The organism is Ructibacterium sp. SJQ-7 (assembly GCF_054696575.1).
On the sequence record NZ_CP195193.1, the window covers coordinates 1,718,143 to 1,737,407 of the forward strand.

The 19,265-nt window shown below is 37.9% G+C and carries 14 protein-coding genes and 1 tRNA gene; 8 read left to right on the forward strand and 7 right to left on the reverse strand.

Features of this window, described 5'->3' with window-relative positions:
• Positions 1-16: 16 nt before the first annotated feature.
• Positions 17-895 carry a class I SAM-dependent methyltransferase gene (locus tag ACSAMO_RS07900; RefSeq protein ID WP_499209063.1) on the reverse strand — a complete coding sequence of 293 codons (879 nt, stop codon included), beginning with the start codon at positions 893-895 and terminating at the stop codon, positions 17-19.
• 171 nt (positions 896-1,066) lie between these two features.
• Here ACSAMO_RS07900 and ACSAMO_RS07905 point away from each other — a divergent pair, with 171 nt between their 5' ends.
• Genes ACSAMO_RS07905 through folE form a run of 6 tightly spaced genes read left to right on the forward strand, consistent with a single transcriptional unit; the run spans position 1,067 to position 4,689 of the window.
• The gene (locus tag ACSAMO_RS07905; RefSeq protein ID WP_337870577.1) at positions 1,067-1,906 is read left to right on the forward strand and encodes a prephenate dehydrogenase; all 840 of its coding nucleotides are present in this window, start codon (positions 1,067-1,069) and stop codon (positions 1,904-1,906) included.
• A 12-nt stretch (positions 1,907-1,918) separates the two neighbouring features.
• A complete protein-coding gene (queF, locus tag ACSAMO_RS07910; RefSeq protein WP_022229265.1) occupies positions 1,919-2,389 on the forward strand; it encodes a preQ(1) synthase in 471 nt (156 codons plus the stop codon).
• Positions 2,390-2,402: 13 nt separating this feature from the next.
• The gene (queC, locus tag ACSAMO_RS07915) at positions 2,403-3,074 is read left to right on the forward strand and encodes a 7-cyano-7-deazaguanine synthase QueC (protein ID WP_308457140.1); all 672 of its coding nucleotides are present in this window, start codon (positions 2,403-2,405) and stop codon (positions 3,072-3,074) included.
• Positions 3,062-3,418 carry a 6-carboxytetrahydropterin synthase QueD gene (gene queD, locus ACSAMO_RS07920; RefSeq protein ID WP_022229267.1) on the forward strand — a complete coding sequence of 119 codons (357 nt, stop codon included), beginning with the start codon at positions 3,062-3,064 and terminating at the stop codon, positions 3,416-3,418. Before queC ends, queD begins: the two co-directional genes overlap by 13 nt.
• An 11-nt stretch (positions 3,419-3,429) precedes the next feature.
• Entirely contained in the window at positions 3,430-4,110 is a 681-nt protein-coding gene (locus tag ACSAMO_RS07925; RefSeq protein WP_147514783.1) for a radical SAM protein, read from the forward strand.
• Positions 4,111-4,689 (forward strand): GTP cyclohydrolase I FolE, encoded by a 579-nt coding sequence (gene folE / locus ACSAMO_RS07930; RefSeq protein ID WP_022229269.1) that lies wholly within the window; start codon positions 4,111-4,113, stop codon positions 4,687-4,689.
• 21 nt (positions 4,690-4,710) lie between these two features.
• On the opposite strand, the gene ACSAMO_RS07935 is transcribed toward folE, so the two are convergent.
• The 5 genes from ACSAMO_RS07935 to rpoB all read right to left on the reverse strand — a co-directional run bounded on the left by ACSAMO_RS07935 (position 4,711) and on the right by rpoB (position 15,561).
• Positions 4,711-5,064 (reverse strand): BlaI/MecI/CopY family transcriptional regulator, encoded by a 354-nt coding sequence (locus ACSAMO_RS07935; RefSeq protein ID WP_022229270.1) that lies wholly within the window; start codon positions 5,062-5,064, stop codon positions 4,711-4,713.
• Positions 5,065-5,075: 11 nt separating this feature from the next.
• Positions 5,076-6,431 (reverse strand): RsmF rRNA methyltransferase first C-terminal domain-containing protein, encoded by a 1,356-nt coding sequence (locus ACSAMO_RS07940; RefSeq protein WP_499209064.1) that lies wholly within the window; start codon positions 6,429-6,431, stop codon positions 5,076-5,078.
• 249 nt (positions 6,432-6,680) lie between these two features.
• Complete coding sequence (gap, locus tag ACSAMO_RS07945; protein WP_022229272.1) at positions 6,681-7,694, reverse strand: type I glyceraldehyde-3-phosphate dehydrogenase; 1,014 nt, start codon at positions 7,692-7,694, stop codon at positions 6,681-6,683.
• Between the two features lie 240 nt (positions 7,695-7,934).
• On the reverse strand, positions 7,935-11,738 hold the full coding sequence (gene rpoC / locus ACSAMO_RS07950; protein ID WP_499209065.1) for a DNA-directed RNA polymerase subunit beta': 3,804 nt from the start codon (positions 11,736-11,738) through the stop codon (positions 7,935-7,937).
• Between the two features lie 34 nt (positions 11,739-11,772).
• On the reverse strand, positions 11,773-15,561 hold the full coding sequence (gene rpoB / locus ACSAMO_RS07955) for a DNA-directed RNA polymerase subunit beta (RefSeq protein WP_499209066.1): 3,789 nt from the start codon (positions 15,559-15,561) through the stop codon (positions 11,773-11,775).
• A 338-nt stretch (positions 15,562-15,899) separates the two neighbouring features.
• On the opposite strand from rpoB, the gene ACSAMO_RS07960 reads away from it, so the two are divergent.
• Positions 15,900-16,886 (forward strand): DnaD domain protein, encoded by a 987-nt coding sequence (locus tag ACSAMO_RS07960; protein ID WP_499209067.1) that lies wholly within the window; start codon positions 15,900-15,902, stop codon positions 16,884-16,886.
• A 134-nt stretch (positions 16,887-17,020) separates the two neighbouring features.
• Positions 17,021-17,096: transfer RNA gene (locus ACSAMO_RS07965), tRNA-Thr, on the forward strand.
• Between the two features lie 888 nt (positions 17,097-17,984).
• Here the strand turns inward: ACSAMO_RS07965 and ACSAMO_RS07970 are convergent.
• Positions 17,985-19,133, reverse strand: coding sequence for a copper amine oxidase N-terminal domain-containing protein (locus tag ACSAMO_RS07970; protein WP_499209068.1), 1,149 nt, complete (start codon positions 19,131-19,133; stop codon positions 17,985-17,987).
• Between the last annotated feature and the right edge of the window lie 132 nt (positions 19,134-19,265).

The following is a 19,265-nucleotide window of genomic DNA, read 5'->3' on the forward strand; positions in this document are numbered from 1 at the left end:
ATTTGTTCCTTTAAATTTATTTTGTACTGTGTTCCTGCCAGCGTCCACTAATTCCATACGGCAAAACAAGATTATTTGATTTCATCGTAAGTCCAATCTCATCGGCAGTGATTTTACCGCCGTATTTTCTGCCTACGGTCATAGAGAGTACATTTATAAGCACTTGTGCGCTAAGACCTGTCGTATATGAATTTATAAGGAAAAATAACGGTTTATCCGAAAGAATTTTCATACATTCTTCAATTAACGGATAAAGTTCATTTTCAATCTTCCAAACCTCACCCGACGGACCTCTGCCGTATGACGGCGGATCCATAATTATTGCGTCATACTGACGACCGCGTCTGTTTTCACGCTGTACGAATTTAACAACGTCATCGACAATATATCTTACGGGTCTGTCGCCAAGTCCCGACGACACAACATTTTCTTTCGCCCAAGTTACCATACCCTTTGACGCGTCAACGTGTACAACTTCCGCACCTGCTTCAAGTGCCGCAACTGTTGCACCGCCTGTATATGCAAAAAGGTTAAGTACTCTTATAGGTCTGTCCGCCTTTTTTATAAGCTCTGAAAACCAATCCCAATTTACAGCTTGTTCAGGAAAAAGTCCCGTATGCTTAAAGCCCATAGGCTTTATATTAAAAGTCAAATTGCGATAATTAACAGTCCAACGCTCGGGAAGTTTCTTATTCAAGTACTCCCACTTTCCGCCGCCCGATTTTGAACGGTGATACCAAGCGTCAGCCTTATTCCAAAGTTTTTTATCAGATTTTAAACTCCAGACTGCCTGTGGGTCGGGACGTCTTAAAAGATAATCTCCCCAATATTCAAGTTTTTCTCCGTCAGCACTGTCTATAAGTCTGTACTGTTCCCATTTATCTGCACTCCACATACTAATCTCCTATTTCAAATTATAAGTATTCAATTTAATATTTTATCATTTCAACATATATATCGTCAATAGCCGACAGGTAAAAATATAAAATTTTAATATATATATTCACAATTTGCGAATTTTGTGATAAAATATAGTTTGAATTATGGTAGAACGGAGTGAAAATAAATGAAAGTAGCAATAATTGGTTTGGGTTTAATCGGCGGTTCAATCGCACGCAGACTTCGCGGTTTTCACAACTGCACAATTTCAGCATACAACCGAACAGCAGAAACTGTCTTACTTGCAAAGCAGGACGGTGCAATAGACGAAGGAAGTTCGGACGTAGGCGAAGTAATGGATAACGCGGATTTAATAATACTTTGTCTTTATCCGCAGCTTAATGTCGATATGGTTAAAAACAACTTGTCGCACATCAAACCGGGTGCGGTTATAACAGACGTTTCCGGTGTTAAGGGTTTTATGATTGATGAAATGTCTAAAATACTTCCCGACAATGTGGACTTTATCGGCGCACATCCTATGGCAGGACGTGAAGTCGGCGGTTATCAAAGTTCGACAGACACACTTTTCAACAAAGCGTCATTTCTGATTACGCCGACAAAGAAAAACAAACCCGAAAATATTGCTCTTATTCGTGAGCTTGCCGAATATATCGGCTGTAAGCACGTTGTCACAACAACACCGGAAGAACATGACGCGGTAATCGCATACACAAGTCAGCTTATGCACGTTGTAGCCGTTGCTCTTTGCGACAATCCTATGATTGAGCGTTCAACGTTTTTCAGTGCGGGCAGTTTGCGTGACTGTACGAGAGTCGCGATTATAAACGCTCAAATGTGGAGTGAACTTTTCGTTGAAAATAAGGAACAGCTTGTAAACAGAATACACGAAATGCAGGCAAGTCTCGGAAAGATTGCCGAAGCGGTCGAAAACAGTGACAGAGAAAAGCTTGAAGAAATTATGACTCACGCAACCTCTCAAAAAATGAAATGGTTAATGGAATAAAAGGAGTTTATTATGCCGAGAAACAAAGAAGAAACAGAGGGTTTATCACTTTTAGGTAACAAAAAAACAGTCTACAAGGACACATACGCACCGGAGGTACTTGAAACATTCGTAAACAAGCACCAAGGCAACGATTATATGGTAACATTCGATTGTCCAGAATTTACGTCGCTTTGTCCGATTACAGGTCAGCCGGATTTTGCAAAAATCACCATCAACTATATTCCAAACGTGAAAATGGTTGAATCAAAATCATTAAAGCTGTATCTTTTCAGTTTCAGAAATCAAGGTGATTTTCACGAGGACTGTATCAATATTATAATGAAAGACCTTGTTAAACTTATGGAGCCGAAATATCTTGAAGTTAAAGGTATTTTCACGCCGCGCGGCGGCATATCTATTTATCCGTTTGCAAACTACGGTCAACCGGGTACTAAATATGAAAAAATCGCTGAAAACAGATTGTTTGACAGCTTAAAATAAATGGAGGATTAAAATGAAAAACAGAAAAGCACTTGTTGTTTTATCGGGCGGTCAGGACAGTACAACTTGTCTGTTCTGGGCAATAGACAAATTTGGTAAAGAAAATGTATCTGCAATAGGTTTTGACTACGGTCAGCGTCACAAGCTTGAGCTTGAATGTGCAGACAAGATTTGTAAAAAAGTCGGTATTCCTTATGAAATCGTTCCGACGCCTATTATAAATCAGCTTTCCGCAAATTCACTTACTCGTGAAGATATTCCCGTTGAGGAAACAAAGCCGGAGGGTGCACCGCCGAATACATTTGTTGAGGGCAGAAACTTATTGTTTTTAAGCTATGCCGCTATATATGCAAAAACTCACGGCATAACAGACCTTGTAACAGGCGTATGCGAAACAGATTTTTCTGGTTATCCGGATTGTCGTGATATTTTCGTTAAATCTCTTAATGTTACAATCAATCTTGCTATGGATTACAATTTTGTTATCCACACACCGCTTATGTGGCTGAATAAGGCTGAAACTTGGAAAATGGCTGACGATTTGGGTGTACTTGACACTATTTACAACGAAACACTTACTTGTTATAACGGCGTACTCGGCGAAGGCTGCGGACACTGTCCGTCATGCACGCTCAGAAGACGCGGTTACGAACAATATATGGAGATGAAAAAATGTACGAAGTAAAGAAAAGATTTGAAATAAGTGCGGCACACAAGTTAGACCTTGACTACGACTCAAAATGCACGAATTTTCATGGTCACAACTGGATAATTGACGTATATCTTCAAAGTGAAACTCTTGACAAAAACGGTATGGTTCTTGATTTTACACACATCAAACGCAAAATTCAAGACAAGTTTGACCACAAGGTTATTAATGAAGTTGTACCGTTCAATCCTACTGCCGAAAACTTGGCGAAATACATTTGCGATGAGCTTGCACCATTCTGTTATCGTGTTGACGTACAGGAAAGTCAGGACAACATTGCAAGCTACATCAAAGATGATGTTAAAATAAAATTGTTATAAGGAAAATCAAAATGAAAGTAATCGAAATTTTTGACAGTATTGACGGCGAGGGCATACGAACAGGACAATGTGCAACATTTATACGCCTTGCAGGCTGTAACCTACGCTGTTCGTACTGCGATACGGTTTATTCACTGTTTGGTGAAGAAACACCATGTGAATATACTGAAATGACTGTTGATGAAATTATTTCAAAGGTTAATATGACTTACAAGCGTGTCACTCTTACAGGCGGTGAGCCTCTTGTTCATACCGACAGTGCGGAGCTTGTTTCAAAACTGACCGAAATCGGCTGTGATGTTAATATTGAAACGAACGGCGCAGTTGATATAGTTGATTTTCTCGGCAAAGTGCCAAAGTCGGATAATTTGTTTTTTACTATCGACTACAAACTTCCGTCAAGCGGTATGACCGACAAAATGATTTGGAATAATTTTATTAATCTACGGCCTTGCGATGTTATCAAATTCGTTATAGGCTCTGACGAAGATATGAACTTGACTATTGATATAGTCAAGAAGTTAAAACAAGTTTATACCGAAATGCCGCATATTTATCTCGGTGCGGTTTACGGAATGTATGACGCACAAAAACTTGTCAATATAATGCTTAAAGAGCCTGTGCTTTGTGACGCAACATTTCAAATTCAACTTCACAAGGTTATCTGGGATCCGGAAGAAAGAGGTGTTTAAATGAAAAAAGAATTTAATCACGAAAAGATAAAAGAGGCTATACGCACAATTCTTACAGAACTTGGCGACGACCCCGACCGTGAGGGATTAAAGGATACTCCCGACCGCGTTGCACGTATGTATGACGAAATTTTTGAGGGTATGCGATACACCAATGACGAAATCGCTGAAATGTTTAACAAGTGCTTTGAGGTTGACTCAAACGATCTTGTAATCGTTAAAGATATTGAAGTTTTCAGTCACTGTGAACATCACCTTGCACTTATGTACAATATGCATTGCCACGTCGGATATATTCCGAACGGCAAGGTTATCGGTCTTTCAAAGATTGCCCGCATATGCGATATGGTTTCAAAAAGACTTCAGCTTCAAGAACGTATCTGCTCGGATATTGCCGAAGTTATCCAAAAGGTTTGCGATACTGAGGACGTAATCGTTGTTGTTGAGGGTGAGCATAGCTGTATGACAGCTCGCGGTATCAAGGCTCGCGGTGCTAAAACACGCACAAGTGCTATACGCGGTCTTTTTGACACCGACCACGAATTGCGTAATGAATTTTATCAATTAATCAAAGATTAAAAATTAAAATACCGCTAATATCTAAAGATTAGCGGTATTTTTTATAATCTTCTTCATTTTCTTTAGTTCCTGTTTATCTGCCAGATTTACAACGGAAGTAAACAGTTTTACGGGTGAATTATCAAAATATTTTTTCATCAATTCTTCCAATTCATCGTTTTTTACTTCATCTTTCGTTATAACAGGGGTACAAAGAAATTTATCCTCTCCACGCGATATATAACCCTTTTTTATGCACTTATTTATCACTGTATATGTAGTGTTTCTGTTCCATCCAATATCAATATTCAGTATTTTTGCAATTTCACCTGCGGTTATACTGCCCTCACGCCACAAAACGTCCATAACCTTACGTTCAGATTCAAACAAATTCATAATTTTTCTCCCTATCTTTTCAATCTCAAATATTTAGGAAAATGATTTTTCAGTATTCCGTTTGACGCTTTTCCCCAACCTATCGGATAACCGTTTACAGTTACGGCACACCAACCTTTTTTATCACATTCGACTGTATTACCCATAAGATACTTTTTAAGTTCTTCACTGTCACATTCAAAATCAACGGTATTCTTAAAATCTTCTTTTTTAAGTGCCAGACAAAGTGCGTATGACGGCTCAAATCTGTTTTTACGATATATTCCGAGATTAAGACCGTTTCTGACAACCTTAATTTTATCAACGTCAATACATTTCGGTTTCAGGTAAAGCTGTTCTCCGAACAGACAAAATTCACCGTCAAGTTCTGTATTCAAAAACTCTTTTTCAAATTGTCTGTACACCTTTTCGGCGTCCGTCATACTTGTTTTTTTAGGCTTACTTACTTCACTTTCGTAATTGTACAAGCTGTGAAACAGTGCAACAAAATGTCCCTCGCCGTTATTTTTATGTGGGAAAATTCTTCGTGTTTTACTCATATCATAATCGGAATTTGACCACTCTCCTCTGCCTTTAGACAGCATATCAAGATTATTCGGTTCTACAAGTTCCACATTATAATTTTCAAGCATATACGCACACACCTGCTCATTTTCCTCCGGTGCAAACGTGCACGTTGAATACACAATATATCCTCCGCCTTTAAGCATTTTCATTGCACAATCAAGTATATGTTTCTGTCTTACACCGCACGAAACCGTATGTTCAACACTCCATTCGTCCACTGCCTGCGGCTCTTTTCTGAACATTCCCTCACCGCTGCATGGTGCGTCAACTATAATCTTATCAAAAAAATGCACATATTTTTCAGCCAGCCTTTGAGGTGTTTCATTGGTGACTACTGCATTAGTCAAACCAAATCTGTCTATATTGTCTGACAATATATTTGCACGATTTTTTACAATTTCATTTGCTACAAGCAATCCGTTTTTGTCGATAAAAGCACCTGCCTGAGTAGCCTTACCGCCGGGTGCGGCACACAAATCAAGCACATAATCGTCACTTTCAATATTCAAAGCCGATACGGTTGACATCGCGGACGGCTCCTGAAAATAAAAAAGTCCCGCAAGGTGATAAGGGTGATTACCTGAAATTTTAGACTTATCCGCATAAAATCCGTCGTTGCACCAAGGTACATTCTGAAGTTCACCAAATTCCTTAATTACTGCGTCTTTTGCACCGACTTTTGATGTATTTATGCGTATTCCCGTAAATATCGGAGTTTCGTCCATTGATTTTATAAAATCATCATACTCATCTCCGAGCATTTTTTTCATTCTGTCCTCAAATTTTTCAGGCAATCTCATACTTATCCCCTTTTTCTTTTTTACTATAACAATAGTATAAATTAAATTTTAATTCGTGTCAATATAAAAGACAAAAAAGTGGCGGTCAATGATCTCCGCTACGATGTTTTGTATGTGATAAAACTATTTTTGACAAACTTAAAGCATAAGAGGGCGACCTATGATCGCCCCTACGAAATTTTGTGAAAATTTCAAGCATAAAAAAACAACTGCCATAAAGGCAGTTGTTTAAAAAAGTTCAAATTGTGATTAGCAATTTTCTGAGAAATACTTAATTGTTCTAACCATCTGTGATGTGTATGAGTTTTCGTTATCATACCATGAAACAACTTGTACTTCATAAAGACCGTCACCAATTTCAGCAACCATTGTTTGTGTTGAATCAAATAGTGAACCGTATCTCATACCAACGATATCTGATGAAACGATTTCATCTGTGTTGTAACCGAATGATTCGTTTGAAGCAGCCTTCATAGCAGCGTTGATACCGTCAACTGTAACGTCACCCTTAACAACAGCTGTAAGGATTGTTGTTGAACCTGTTGGAGTTGGAACTCTCTGAGCTGAGCCGATAAGCTTACCGTTTAGTTCAGGAATAACAAGACCGATAGCCTTTGCAGCACCTGTTGAGTTAGGAACGATGTTTACAGCAGCAGCTCTTGATCTTCTTAGGTCACCCTTTCTTTGAGGACCGTCAAGAGTCATTTGGTCACCTGTGTAAGCGTGAATTGTGCACATGATACCTGACTGAATTGGAGCGTACTTGTTAAGTGCGTCTGCCATAGGAGCCAAGCAGTTTGTTGTACAAGAAGCAGCTGAAATGATGTTGTCGCCCTTCTTTAGTGTTTCGTGGTTTACGTTGTAAACGATTGTTGGTAGGTCGTTGCCAGCAGGAGCTGAAATAACAACTTTCTTAGCACCGGCATTGATATGAGCCTGAGCCTTTTCCTTTGATGTATAGAAACCTGAGCATTCAAGAACTACGTCTACGTCAAGGTCGCCCCATGGACAATTATTTGCATCAGGGAAAGCGTAGATTTTGATTTCCTTACCATCAACTGTGATTGAATCTTCACCTGCTGAAACTGTATCAGCCTTTTCATACTTACCTTGTGATGAATCATACTTTAGTAGATGAGCAAGCATCTTTGGGCTTGTAAGGTCGTTGATAGCAACAACTTCATAACCCTCTGCGCCGAACATCTGTCTGAATGCAAGACGTCCAATACGTCCGAATCCGTTAATCGCAACTTTAACTGCCATTTTAAATTCCTCCTAAAAAATATATATATTTTTTTATCTTTGAGTGAGCATAGTATATGCCCATTTATATATATTTTACATCAAATTTATAAAATATACAAGCCTATATGTTAAATTTATATCATTTTAATGATTAATTCTTCCTTTTGCACAAAAAGCAGCCTATTTATATCAGTTTTATATATAATTTTTTTAAACAAAATGAACTGCTGTGAAAATTCACAGCAGTTCATAATTATTTTATTCTATTTCTTCGTTGTCAACTTCTTCGCCGTCGATAGTAATATTAATATCTTTATACATACTCATACCTGTACCGGCAGGAATAAGTTTACCGATGATAACATTTTCCTTTAGACCAAGAAGCGGGTCAACCTTACCCTTAATAGCTGCATCTGTAAGAACCTTTGTAGTTTCCTGGAATGATGCGGCTGAAAGGAATGATTCGGTTGCAAGAGAAGCCTTAGTGATACCAAGAAGTACAGGAGATGCAGTTGCAAATTCAGTACCGCCCTTTTCCTTAACTCTCTCGTTTGCCTCTTCAAGTTCAAACTTATCAACAAGTGAACCGATAAGAAGATCAGTTTCGCCTGCCTCTTCAACTCTAACCTTACGCAACATTTGACGTGTGATAACTTCGACGTGCTTATCGTTGATGTCAACACCCTGCATACGGTATGTTCTCTGAACTTCACGCGCGATATAAACCTGAACGGCATGAGGACCTCTGATATGAAGAATATCATTAGGATTTACAGAACCCATTGTAAGTTCGTCACCCGCCTCAATAACATCACCGTCATGAACTTTAATACTTGAACCGTATGGAATTGTATAAGTCTTAGCCTCACCTGTCTGGTCATTGGCAACTGTAACTTCTCTCTTACGCTTTGATTCTGTTACAGTAATTGTACCGCCGATTTCTGAGATTATAGCAAGACCCTTCGGACGTCTTGCCTCGAAAAGTTCCTCGACACGAGGAAGACCCTGTGTAATATCGCTACCCGACGCAACACCGCCGGCGTGGAAAGTACGCATTGTAAGCTGTGTACCCGGTTCACCGATTGACTGTGCGGCAATAATACCAACTGCCTCACCGACATTAACAAGTTCACCTGTAGCAAGGTTTGTACCGTAACATTTAGCACAAACACCGATTTTTGACTTACAAGTAAGTACGCTTCTGATATATACTTTTTCGATACCGGCATTAACAATATTATTAGCCTGTACGTCTGTTATAAGTTCACCGTTCTTTGCAAGAACTTCGCCTGTTTCAGGGTGAATAACATCCTGCATAGCTGTACGGCCGACGATACGGTCATATAGCGGTTCGATACTTTCTTTACCGTCAGTGATTTCAGTTACCCATTCACCTTCATCAGTACCGCAGTCGATTTCACGAACGATAACATCCTGTGATACGTCAACAAGACGACGAGTAAGATAACCTGAGTCGGCTGTTCTAAGAGCCGTATCTGTAAGACCTTTACGCGCACCGTGTGATGAAATAAAGTATTCAAGTACGTTAAGACCTTCTCGGAAGTTAGCACGGATAGGAATTTCGACTGTTCTACCCTGTGTATCCGCCATAAGTCCACGCATAGCTGCAAGCTGACGAATTTGGTTAACGCTACCACGGGCACCTGAGTCAGCCATCATAAAGATTGGATTGAACTCACCAAGGTGTTCCATCATGGCGTCTGTGACATCAGATGAAGCCTTTGCCCAAATTTTAATTGTCTGTTGATAACGTTCTTCATTTGTAAGAAGACCCATCTGATACTTCTGCATAATTCCTTCGACTTGCTTTTCAGCGTCAGCAAGGATAACTTTTTTCTTTTCAGGAACTTCGATATCTGATACGGCAACAGTTATAGCACCTCTTGTAGAATACTTATAACCTGTAGCCTTAATCTTATCAAGCACTTCGGCTGTTTCTGAAGTACCGCAAACTCTGATACACTTATCAATAATTTTACCAAGCTGTTTCTTACCTACAACAAAGTCGATTTCAAGGTCAAATTCATTTTCAGGATTTGATCTGTCAATATAACCGATATGCTGAGGAATATTATTATTGAATATAATTCTACCGACAGTTGTACCGATAAGTTTTGACTTTTCTACTCCGTTAATCTTCTTTGTAACTTCAACAAGAATTCTTTCGTGTAGAGTTACTTCGTGATTATAATAAGCAAGAAGTGCCTCGTCAAATGTAGTATACTTCTTTATTACAAGCTTCTTAGCCTCACTTATTAATTTCTTTAGTGAAATTTGAAGTGATTTATTTGGTAATACCAAAGTTACAGGATTTGCGTGAATTTCTGTTTCATTCATTGCAACTTCCGGCAACTCTCTCATATATTTAAGAGCCTCTCTTACATCAGTAAAGCTCTTGATTGGTTCTTCTTCATTGTATATAACAACGTTTTCTTCCTGTTCCATATCAGAAAGTCTTTCGATTAATACATTTATTTTAGATTCATCATCAAGAATTGTATCAATAATTCTGTCATAATGTTCCTTTTGAATTGTCAAGTAGTAAGAACCCAAAATCATATCCTGTGTAGGAACTGTTACAGGGTGTCCATCCTGCGGTTTAAGCAAGTTATTTGCTGAAAGCATTAGGAAACGTGCCTCGGCCTGTGCCTCCGGTGAAAGAGGAACGTGGATAGCCATCTGGTCACCGTCGAAGTCGGCGTTATAAGCCGTACATACAAGCGGATGAAGTTTTAGAGCACGTCCTTCAACAAGTTTTGGCTCAAATGCTTGAATACCAAGTCTGTGAAGTGTAGGCGCACGGTTTAGAAGTACAGGATGCTCCTTAATTACATCCTCAAGAACGTCCCAAACCTCCGGCTTTGTTCTCTCAACCATTCTCTTTGCACTCTTTATATTATGTGCAAGTCCGCGAGATACAAGTTCTTTCATTACGAAAGGCTTAAACAATTCGATAGCCATTTCCTTTGGCACACCGCACTGATAAATCTTCATTTCCGGACCTACAACGATAACGCTACGACCTGAGTAGTCAACACGCTTACCAAGCAAGTTTTGACGGAAACGTCCCTGCTTACCTTTAAGCATATCCGAAAGTGATTTTAGCGGTCTGTTACCCGGTCCTGTTACAGTTCTTCCGCGACGACCGTTATTGATAAGTGCGTCAACAGCCTCTTGTAACATACGTTTTTCGTTTCTGATAATAATATCAGGAGCACCAAGTTCAAGAAGTCTTTTTAAACGATTGTTTCTGTTTATAACTCTTCTGTAAAGGTCATTAAGGTCAGACGTTGCAAAACGTCCGCCGTCAAGCTGTACCATAGGTCTAAGTTCCGGCGGAATTACCGGAATAACAGTCATAATCATCCATTCAGGTCTGTTACCCGAAAGTCTGAATGCCTCTACAATTTCAAGTCTTTTAATAATTCTTGCTTTCTTTTGTCCTTGTGTAGCGTCAAGCTCTTCCTTTAATTCTCTTGAAAGTTCTTCAAGATCAATTCTTTCAAGCAAAGTCTTGATAGCCTCTGCACCCATACCTGCTTTGAACTTATCGCCGTACTTTTCATATGCCTCACGATATTCAGCCTCTGAAAGAATCTGATTTTGCATAAGGTTTGAAGTACCCGGATCAGTTACAATATATGATGCAAAGTAAAGTACCTTTTCAAGCTGTCTTGGAGAAAGGTCAATGATAAGTCCCATTGATGACGGAACGCCTTTGAAATACCAAATATGTGAAACAGGAGTTGCAAGAGCAATATGTCCCATTCTTTCACGTCTTACTTTTGCTTTTGTTACTTCAACTCCGCAGCGTTCGCAGACCTTTCCTTTAAATCTGATTTTCTTATATTTACCACAGTGACACTCCCAATCCTTTGTAGGACCGAAAATCTTTTCACAGAATAATCCGTCCTTTTCAGGCTTAAGAGTACGGTAGTTTATGGTTTCAGGCTTTAAAACTTCACCGTGTGACCAACTTAGTATTGTCTCGGGAGAAGCTAAACCGATTTTAATTGCCTCAAAGCTGTTAAATTCTAACATCTAAAAACCTCCATAGTCTATTCACACGTCATGATTATATTTCGTCGTCATCGCCGAAATCAATATCATCAGAATCATCAACGCCGAAATCATTTTCGTCTGAATCATCCAAAACCATACTTGCATCATTAAGATCATCTTCATCAAAAGTATCTGTAATTCCGTCCTTGTCCTCCATTGTTTGTACAAGTTCTTCGCTTACAACACCTTCGTCCTCATCTTCAAATGATGCGTCAAGGTCGATTTCTTCCATATTATGATTAAGAATCTTAATATCAAGTGCAAGTGACTGAAGTTCCTTAACAAGTACCTTAAATGATTCAGGAATACCTGACTTAGGAATATTTTCACCCTTAACGATTGCCTCGTATGTCTTAACACGACCGACAATATCGTCAGATTTAACTGTCAGGATTTCCTGCAATGTATAAGCGGCACCGTAAGCCTCCAAAGCCCAAACTTCCATTTCACCGAAACGCTGACCGCCGAACTGAGCTTTACCGCCCAAAGGCTGTTGAGTAACAAGTGAGTAAGGACCTGTTGAACGTGCGTGAATCTTATCATCAACAAGATGGTGAAGTTTCAAGTAATACATGACACCGACTGTAACAGGGTTATCAAACTTTTCACCCGTACGTCCGTCATATACGACTGACTTAAAGTCAGGTCTTAAACCTGCTTCTTTAAATGCAAGTTTTATATCTTCGTCCTGTGCACCGTCAAATACAGGAGTTGCAAGTTTAATAAATCTTCCTTCTCTTGCCTTTGACTTAGCGTCAATTATATTTTGTCTGAAATTATCGTCAATAATTGTATTTTCAAGCTGTTCACGAGTCTTTAAGCTTAGACATCTGTATGCGTAGCCCAAGTGCATTTCAAGCACCTGACCGATATTCATACGAGAAGGCACGCCCAAAGGGTTAAGAACGATTTGTAGTGGTGTACCGTCTTCAAGAAATGGCATATCTTCCTGCGGCAATACTCTTGAAACGACACCCTTATTACCGTGACGGCCTGCCATCTTATCGCCGACAGAAATCTTTCTCTTTTGAGCGATAACACAACGTACAACTTCATTTACGCCCGGTGACAATTCATCGCCGTTTTCTCTTGTGAACTTCTTAACATCTATAATTATACCCTGTTCACCGTGTGGAACACGAAGTGATGTATCTCTTACTTCTCTTGCCTTTTCACCGAAAATTGCACGAAGAAGTCTTTCTTCTGCTGTAAGCTCTGTTTCACCCTTTGGTGTAACTTTACCGACAAGAATATCACCTGCGTGTACTTCCGCACCGATTCTGATAATACCCTGTTCGTCAAGGTCCTTTAGAGTATCTTCCGATACGTTAGGAATATCTCTTGTAATTTCTTCAGGACCAAGTTTTGTATCACGTGCTTCACATTCATATTCTTCAACGTGAATTGATGTGAACACATCATTTTTAACAAGTTCTTCACTGATAAGAACAGCGTCCTCGTAGTTATAACCTTCCCAAGTCATAAAACCGATAAGAATATTCTTACCTAGTGCAAGTTCACCGTTATCCATAGCAGGACCGTCGGCGATTATGTCGTTTTTCTTAACTCTTTCGCCCTCTTTAACGATAGGTCTGTAGTTGATACAACAGCTTTGGTTTGAACGTGCAAACTTAATAAGTTTGTGCGTATGTCTGATACCGCTGTCACCCTTAATTACGATTTGGTCTGCGGCAACTTTTTCAACTACACCGTCTTCCTTTGTAAGTACGGCACTACCGGAGTCTTTAGCTATCTTATGTTCGATACCTGTACCGACGATAGGAGAATCCGTTGTCAAAAGAGGCACTGCCTGACACTGCATGTTAGAACCCATAAGTGCTCTGTTAGCGTCATCGTTTTCAAGGAATGGGATACAAGCCGTAACAACCGATACAAGCTGTCTCGGCGAAATATCCATATAGTCAATTCTTGAACCCGGTACTTCCAAGATTTCATCTCTATAACGGGCAGAAACCTTTTTATCTATAAAACGTCCTTCCTCATCAAGAGGTTCGTTCGCCTGCGCGATTACAAATTCATCTTCGGTATCGGCTGTCATATAAACGATTTCATCTGTTACACGACCTGTTTCCTTATCAACTTTTCTGTAAGGTGCCTCAATAAATCCGTATTGATTAATCTTTGCGAATGTTGCAAGTGATGTAATCAAACCGATGTTAGGACCTTCAGGAGTTTCGATAGGACACATTCTGCCGTAGTGAGAATAGTGAATATCACGAACTTCAAATCCGGCTCTTTCTCTTGAAAGACCGCCCGGACCAAGTGCTGAAATTCTTCTCTTATGACGAAGTTCGGCAAGAGGGTTGTTCTGGTCCATAAACTGTGACAACTGTGATGAACCGAAAAATTCGTTTATTGTCGCAATTATCGGTCTTATATTAATTAATGATGTAGGTGTTATAATTTCAAGTTCCTGTGTTGACATTCTTTCTCTTACTGTTCTTTCCATACGAGCAAGACCAATTCTGAATTGGTTTTGAAGAAGTTCACCAACACAACGAACACGTCTGTTTCCAAGGTGGTCGATGTCATCAACATTACCTATGCCGTTAGCAAGGTTTAGACAATAGTTTACAGACGCAAACATATCGTCGATAATTATATGCTTAGGAGCAAGTTCATCAATTCTTGCCCATAGCTGTTCCTTGATTTCATCTTCTGTTTCGGCATTTTCAAGTATTTCTTCAATAATTGCTTTTCTAACCTTTTTAACAGGAAAATCTTCAACTTCAAAGTCAACATACTCGTCAAGGTAAACCATATTGTTAGAGAATACTCTTACCTTTTTACCTTCAACAAACAATTCAACCTGATTTACACCTGCTCTTTCGATTTGCATAGCCAAATCCGCACTTATTGCGTCACCCTCATTAGCGATTATTTCGCCTGTTCTCGGGTCTGCAACAGGTTCTGCAAGTGTTTTGCCTTTAATTCTTGCCGAAATAGCAAGCTTTTTATTAAATTTATATCTTCCGACCTTAGCAAGATCATATCTTCTCGGATCGAAGAACATATTCATTATAAGTGATTCTGCATTTTCTACGTTAAGAGGTTCACCCGGACGAAGTCTTTTATAAATTTCAAGAAGTCCTTCTTCTCTTGATTCCGTAGTATCTTTTTCAAATGTTGCAAGAAGTCTTATATCCTCACCGAATACGTCAAGTATTTCGGCATTTGAACCAAGTCCCATTGCTCTTAAAAGAACTGTTACCGGCAGTTTTCTTGTTCTGTCTATTCTTACCGAGAAAACGTCGTTTGAATCTGTTTCATATTCAAGCCATGCACCTCTGTAAGGAATAACTGTTGAACTGTAAAGCGGTTTACCTGTCTTATCACGTTCAAATTCGTAATAAATACCCGGTGAACGTACAAGCTGGCTGACGATTACACGTTCAGCACCGTTAATAACGAATGTTCCCTGCTCTGTCATTAGAGGGAAATCACCCATAAATATTTCCTGTTCCTTGATTTCGCCTGTTTCAGTGTTGATAAGTCTTACGCTTACTCTCAAAGGAGCGGCATACTTTGTATCCCTTTCCTTACATTCTTCAACGCTGTACTTTGAATTGTAATCCAATCTGTAATCAAAAAATTCAAGTACAAGCTTACCGGCGTGGTCTGTTATAGGAGAAATATCGTGGAATATTTCCTTTAGACCTTCTTCAAGAAACCACTTATAGGAGTCTTTCTGTACCTCTATAAGATTAGGCATATCCAAAACTTCTTTAATTTTTGAATAGCTTAGACGCACATTTTTTCCTACTTCTACTTCATGCACCATTTTCTTAAATCACCTCATCATCATAATAGTAGTTTAAGTATTTTTCCTTTTATCCTAAATTTCTCTCCAAAAAATTGGGGTTGCATTTTGTATATATTCATGCTATAATACATACAATGATAATGTGAAATTTATTGGATAGTATCCCGATTTTAAGTCTAAGATACAGTTTATTATATTATCACAAATAATACGGTATGTCAAGGGGCATACCGTATTATTTTAGAATTTTTTTCATAAATCTTTGCATTTTGACCCAAACTGATATATAATATATAAATAAGGCCGGTGACAGTTTTTCATCAGCCCAAATAACTTATATGGAGAGATTTTTAGTTATGCTTAAATTTAGTTGTAATATTGATTATATCCCCGTATCGGTGGATTTTATAGAAAATTATATGCCTGAGGCAAACGGTGCTTATGTTAAAGTATACCTGCTTGCACTGTCTCTTGCGGTTTACGGATATGAAATGTCCGCAAGCAGTATTGCAAGTCAGCTTAATTTGCTTGAAAGCGACGTTATAAACGCATTTGACTATTGGAATAAAAAAGGTGCTTTAAAATATGATAAAGACAGCGGAAATATCAGTTTTTCTGCTAAAGAAGAAAATATCAACGTAAGCATTCCCACAAGACAAGCCGAGCCTATTCAAAATACAGAAAGCAGTCCAAGTAAAAAGAGTATAGACCAAGTTTCAAATGCTATGACTCAAAATAAAGAACTTGCCGATTTATGCTTACTTGCACAGGAAATACTCGGTAAAACACTTACAAACAGTGAAATTGAAACACTTTATTATTTTTATGATGAACTTCAGCTTTCACCGGAGGTTATAACAATATTGCTTGAATACTGTGTTTCAAACGGAAAAAAAAATATGAACTATATCGAAAAAGTAGCTATATCGTGGAATAAAAACGGTATATTCACTATAGACGCTGCCGATAAATTCATAACCGCAGAAAAAGAGAAAAACGGCTACTCTTATAAAATCAGAAAGCTTTTCGGTATTGAAAACAGAAACCTTTCAAAAACAGAAGAAACTTATCTAAAAACGTGGCACGATAAATTTTTGATGGATGAAGATATGGTTGAACTTGCATATGAGTATTGCATTATGCAAACAACAAAACTCTCGTTTCCATATATCAACTCAATTTTAAAACGTTGGCACGAACTTAATATTCATAATGTTGCCGACGCAAAGAAAGACCACGAAGATTTTAAAACAAAAAATAAATCTCAAAAAGATTTGAGCGTTTATGATGATAATAATATTAATTATGATGAACTTGAAGAAATAATGCGTGATAAGATGTAAAGGAGATTGAAATTCAATCTCCTTTTTTTAATGTTTTTGTATTGACAAACTCTTTTTTGTATAATATAATAATATAGTTACTAAAACACAGATGAAATATGTGTGTAACGCATTTTATACAGTATTGTAATAATGCTGACGTAGCTCAGTAGGCAGAGCACTTCATTGGTAATGAAGAGGTCGGCGGTTCGACTCCGCTCGTTAGCTCCAAGGAATTGTCCCCGAATTTGGCTATATAGCTTTGTTTGGGGGCTTTTTGTTTTCAATATTATTTCAAATTTGTATTATTGTTGACTGTAAGATTAATCATATGTTATAATTTTTAGTGGATTAGCAATTTAATCCCTTGTAGTATTAGAGTGACCGGGCGGTTGTTCTGACTTACGGGAAAGGAACAAATATAATGAGTGAATTTACATTTGCCTTAGTAATTGTATTTTTGCTTGTGTATATGATAAAAAAATAAAGCCGCCCATTCTGATACAATAGGCGACTTTGGTAGATTAATTTCATCTACATAAAAAAACATAAAATTTAGCAGAACAACCGTTAAGTCACTCTTTTATCTACTTGTATTTTATCAAAAATATTAATCAATGTCAATATTATTTTATTTCAAATTACCTTTTTTCTATATATTCTATAAATAATTGTTGATTTATATTCAAAATATGATATAATAAAAATACCACATTTTTTCTGTTATATGATATATATAACTTTACATTTTTATAACTTTATTCAGAGTATTCAATTTTAGGAATATTCCTTTTTTGCAGTACATATAATAACAGTTTGTGTTTGTATAAAACGCAGGCTTTATATATTGAGATACTGTTATTTTCGCTGCAAAATTAAAGTTTTTCATATATCAGAAAATGTGTGGTAACAAATTCTAAGCCTCGTTTTTATGCGTGGTATAGAATTTTATACCACGCATTTTTTAATATGTGGAAATATTGACGGAAAGGAGAAGCGGGGTGCAAACCGTCATTTGCAGCAAAAATACATATAGAGAGAAAGGATTTTATTATGAAAAAACAATTAATAAAACAAAAAAAGATGTTCTCACGAACATCTTTTTTATATTTTCAAAAATTATTCAGCTGTTACGACAAGTGATGTACCGTCAACTGTAGCTGATTCTGTTACTTCTGCGAAAAATTCAGCAGGAACATATGTCAAATCATTAACAATTTCAGGTGCGGCACTTAGTGTTAGTGGCATCATCTTACCCTTAACATAGCTGTTTTCGCCAATCTTTAGACTGTAAACACCGTCATTAAGAATAACTGCTCTGTTTTCTGCATCCCAAGTTACTGTGAAACCTGCGGCTTCTGCAACTTCTCTTAGAGGAACCATTGTTGTATTATCCTTTGCATATACATCTGAAACATTCTTATCACCGATTACAACATTTACAAGACCTGCATAGCTTACTTGCGGAGCTTCTGTTACTTCAGGTGCAGCTGTAGGAGCCGGAGTAGCATTTTTAGCAGCTTCAATCTGCTTTAGAGCAAATTCGTTTTCACCAAGAACTACAACCTTTGTAGGTGTTGTTTGAGCAGGGATACTCTTTGTTGACGCACCGTAGAATACAATAAGGTCATTCTTATCCAAATCACCCTTATATTCTTTTTCGTCCTTATCAACAATCTTTGTATCGTCAGCTGCTGCAATGTTCAAATTATTTGCGGCATTTGTATATCCTTCTTCATCAGCAAGGTATGTATCTACATTTACATTACCTTCTTTGTCACCGTTGATGATAATTACATTTGCTGTGTACTGAACAGGAAGAATAAGCGGAGTCGGTTCATATGAGCCTGTAAATACAGTGATTTTTGAACCATCAGTCAAATCACTTAGAGCCTTTTTATTACCCAAATTGTCATATACAAGTGTATCATCTGTAATCTTTAGATTTACAGTATTGTTTTGATCGTCCTTGTTATTAACGTCTGTTGTTGTTTTGATAATTCCGTCAACGTCGATGTCTGTTTTTACAACTGTTACGTCTACAGAAATATAGCTTGCAGTTTCAACAGGTGCTGCTACGTCTGTTTCTTCACCGTTCAAAACCATAATGTCGCCTTGAATTTCCGGTGTCGGCATAGCATCAGGTGCATATGTCGAAACAGGCTTATTAAGTTCTTCTTCTGAAATTTGTACTGTGTCTGCAAAAGCAGATGTACTTGCAGCAAGTGCTGCTGTTAGTGCAATTATTGCGATTAGATTTTTTTTCATTTTTATAATCTCCTTTAAAATTATTTGCATTTATCTGTTTGCAATTTATTAGACGTATACAACATCACTTTTGTTCCAAAAAAAATATGAATTTTTTATTAATAAACTTATAAAATCAAAAATAATGACAAT

Excerpts from the sequence above, each read along its gene's own strand:
- ACSAMO_RS07900 (WP_499209063.1), bottom strand. The coding sequence starts at position 895 with ATGTGGAGTGCAGATAAATGGGAACAGTACAGACTTATAGACAGTGCT.
- ACSAMO_RS07905 (WP_337870577.1), top strand. The coding sequence starts at position 1,067 with ATGAAAGTAGCAATAATTGGTTTGGGTTTAATCGGCGGTTCAATCGCA.
- queF (WP_022229265.1), top strand. The coding sequence starts at position 1,919 with ATGCCGAGAAACAAAGAAGAAACAGAGGGTTTATCACTTTTAGGTAAC.
- queC (WP_308457140.1), top strand. The coding sequence starts at position 2,403 with ATGAAAAACAGAAAAGCACTTGTTGTTTTATCGGGCGGTCAGGACAGT.
- queD (WP_022229267.1), top strand. The coding sequence starts at position 3,062 with ATGTACGAAGTAAAGAAAAGATTTGAAATAAGTGCGGCACACAAGTTA.
- ACSAMO_RS07925 (WP_147514783.1), top strand. The coding sequence starts at position 3,430 with ATGAAAGTAATCGAAATTTTTGACAGTATTGACGGCGAGGGCATACGA.
- folE (WP_022229269.1), top strand. The coding sequence starts at position 4,111 with ATGAAAAAAGAATTTAATCACGAAAAGATAAAAGAGGCTATACGCACA.
- ACSAMO_RS07935 (WP_022229270.1), bottom strand. The coding sequence starts at position 5,064 with ATGAATTTGTTTGAATCTGAACGTAAGGTTATGGACGTTTTGTGGCGT.
- ACSAMO_RS07940 (WP_499209064.1), bottom strand. The coding sequence starts at position 6,431 with ATGAGATTGCCTGAAAAATTTGAGGACAGAATGAAAAAAATGCTCGGA.
- gap (WP_022229272.1), bottom strand. The coding sequence starts at position 7,694 with ATGGCAGTTAAAGTTGCGATTAACGGATTCGGACGTATTGGACGTCTT.
- rpoC (WP_499209065.1), bottom strand. The coding sequence starts at position 11,738 with ATGTTAGAATTTAACAGCTTTGAGGCAATTAAAATCGGTTTAGCTTCT.
- rpoB (WP_499209066.1), bottom strand. The coding sequence starts at position 15,561 with ATGGTGCATGAAGTAGAAGTAGGAAAAAATGTGCGTCTAAGCTATTCA.
- ACSAMO_RS07960 (WP_499209067.1), top strand. The coding sequence starts at position 15,900 with ATGCTTAAATTTAGTTGTAATATTGATTATATCCCCGTATCGGTGGAT.
- ACSAMO_RS07970 (WP_499209068.1), bottom strand. The coding sequence starts at position 19,133 with ATGAAAAAAAATCTAATCGCAATAATTGCACTAACAGCAGCACTTGCT.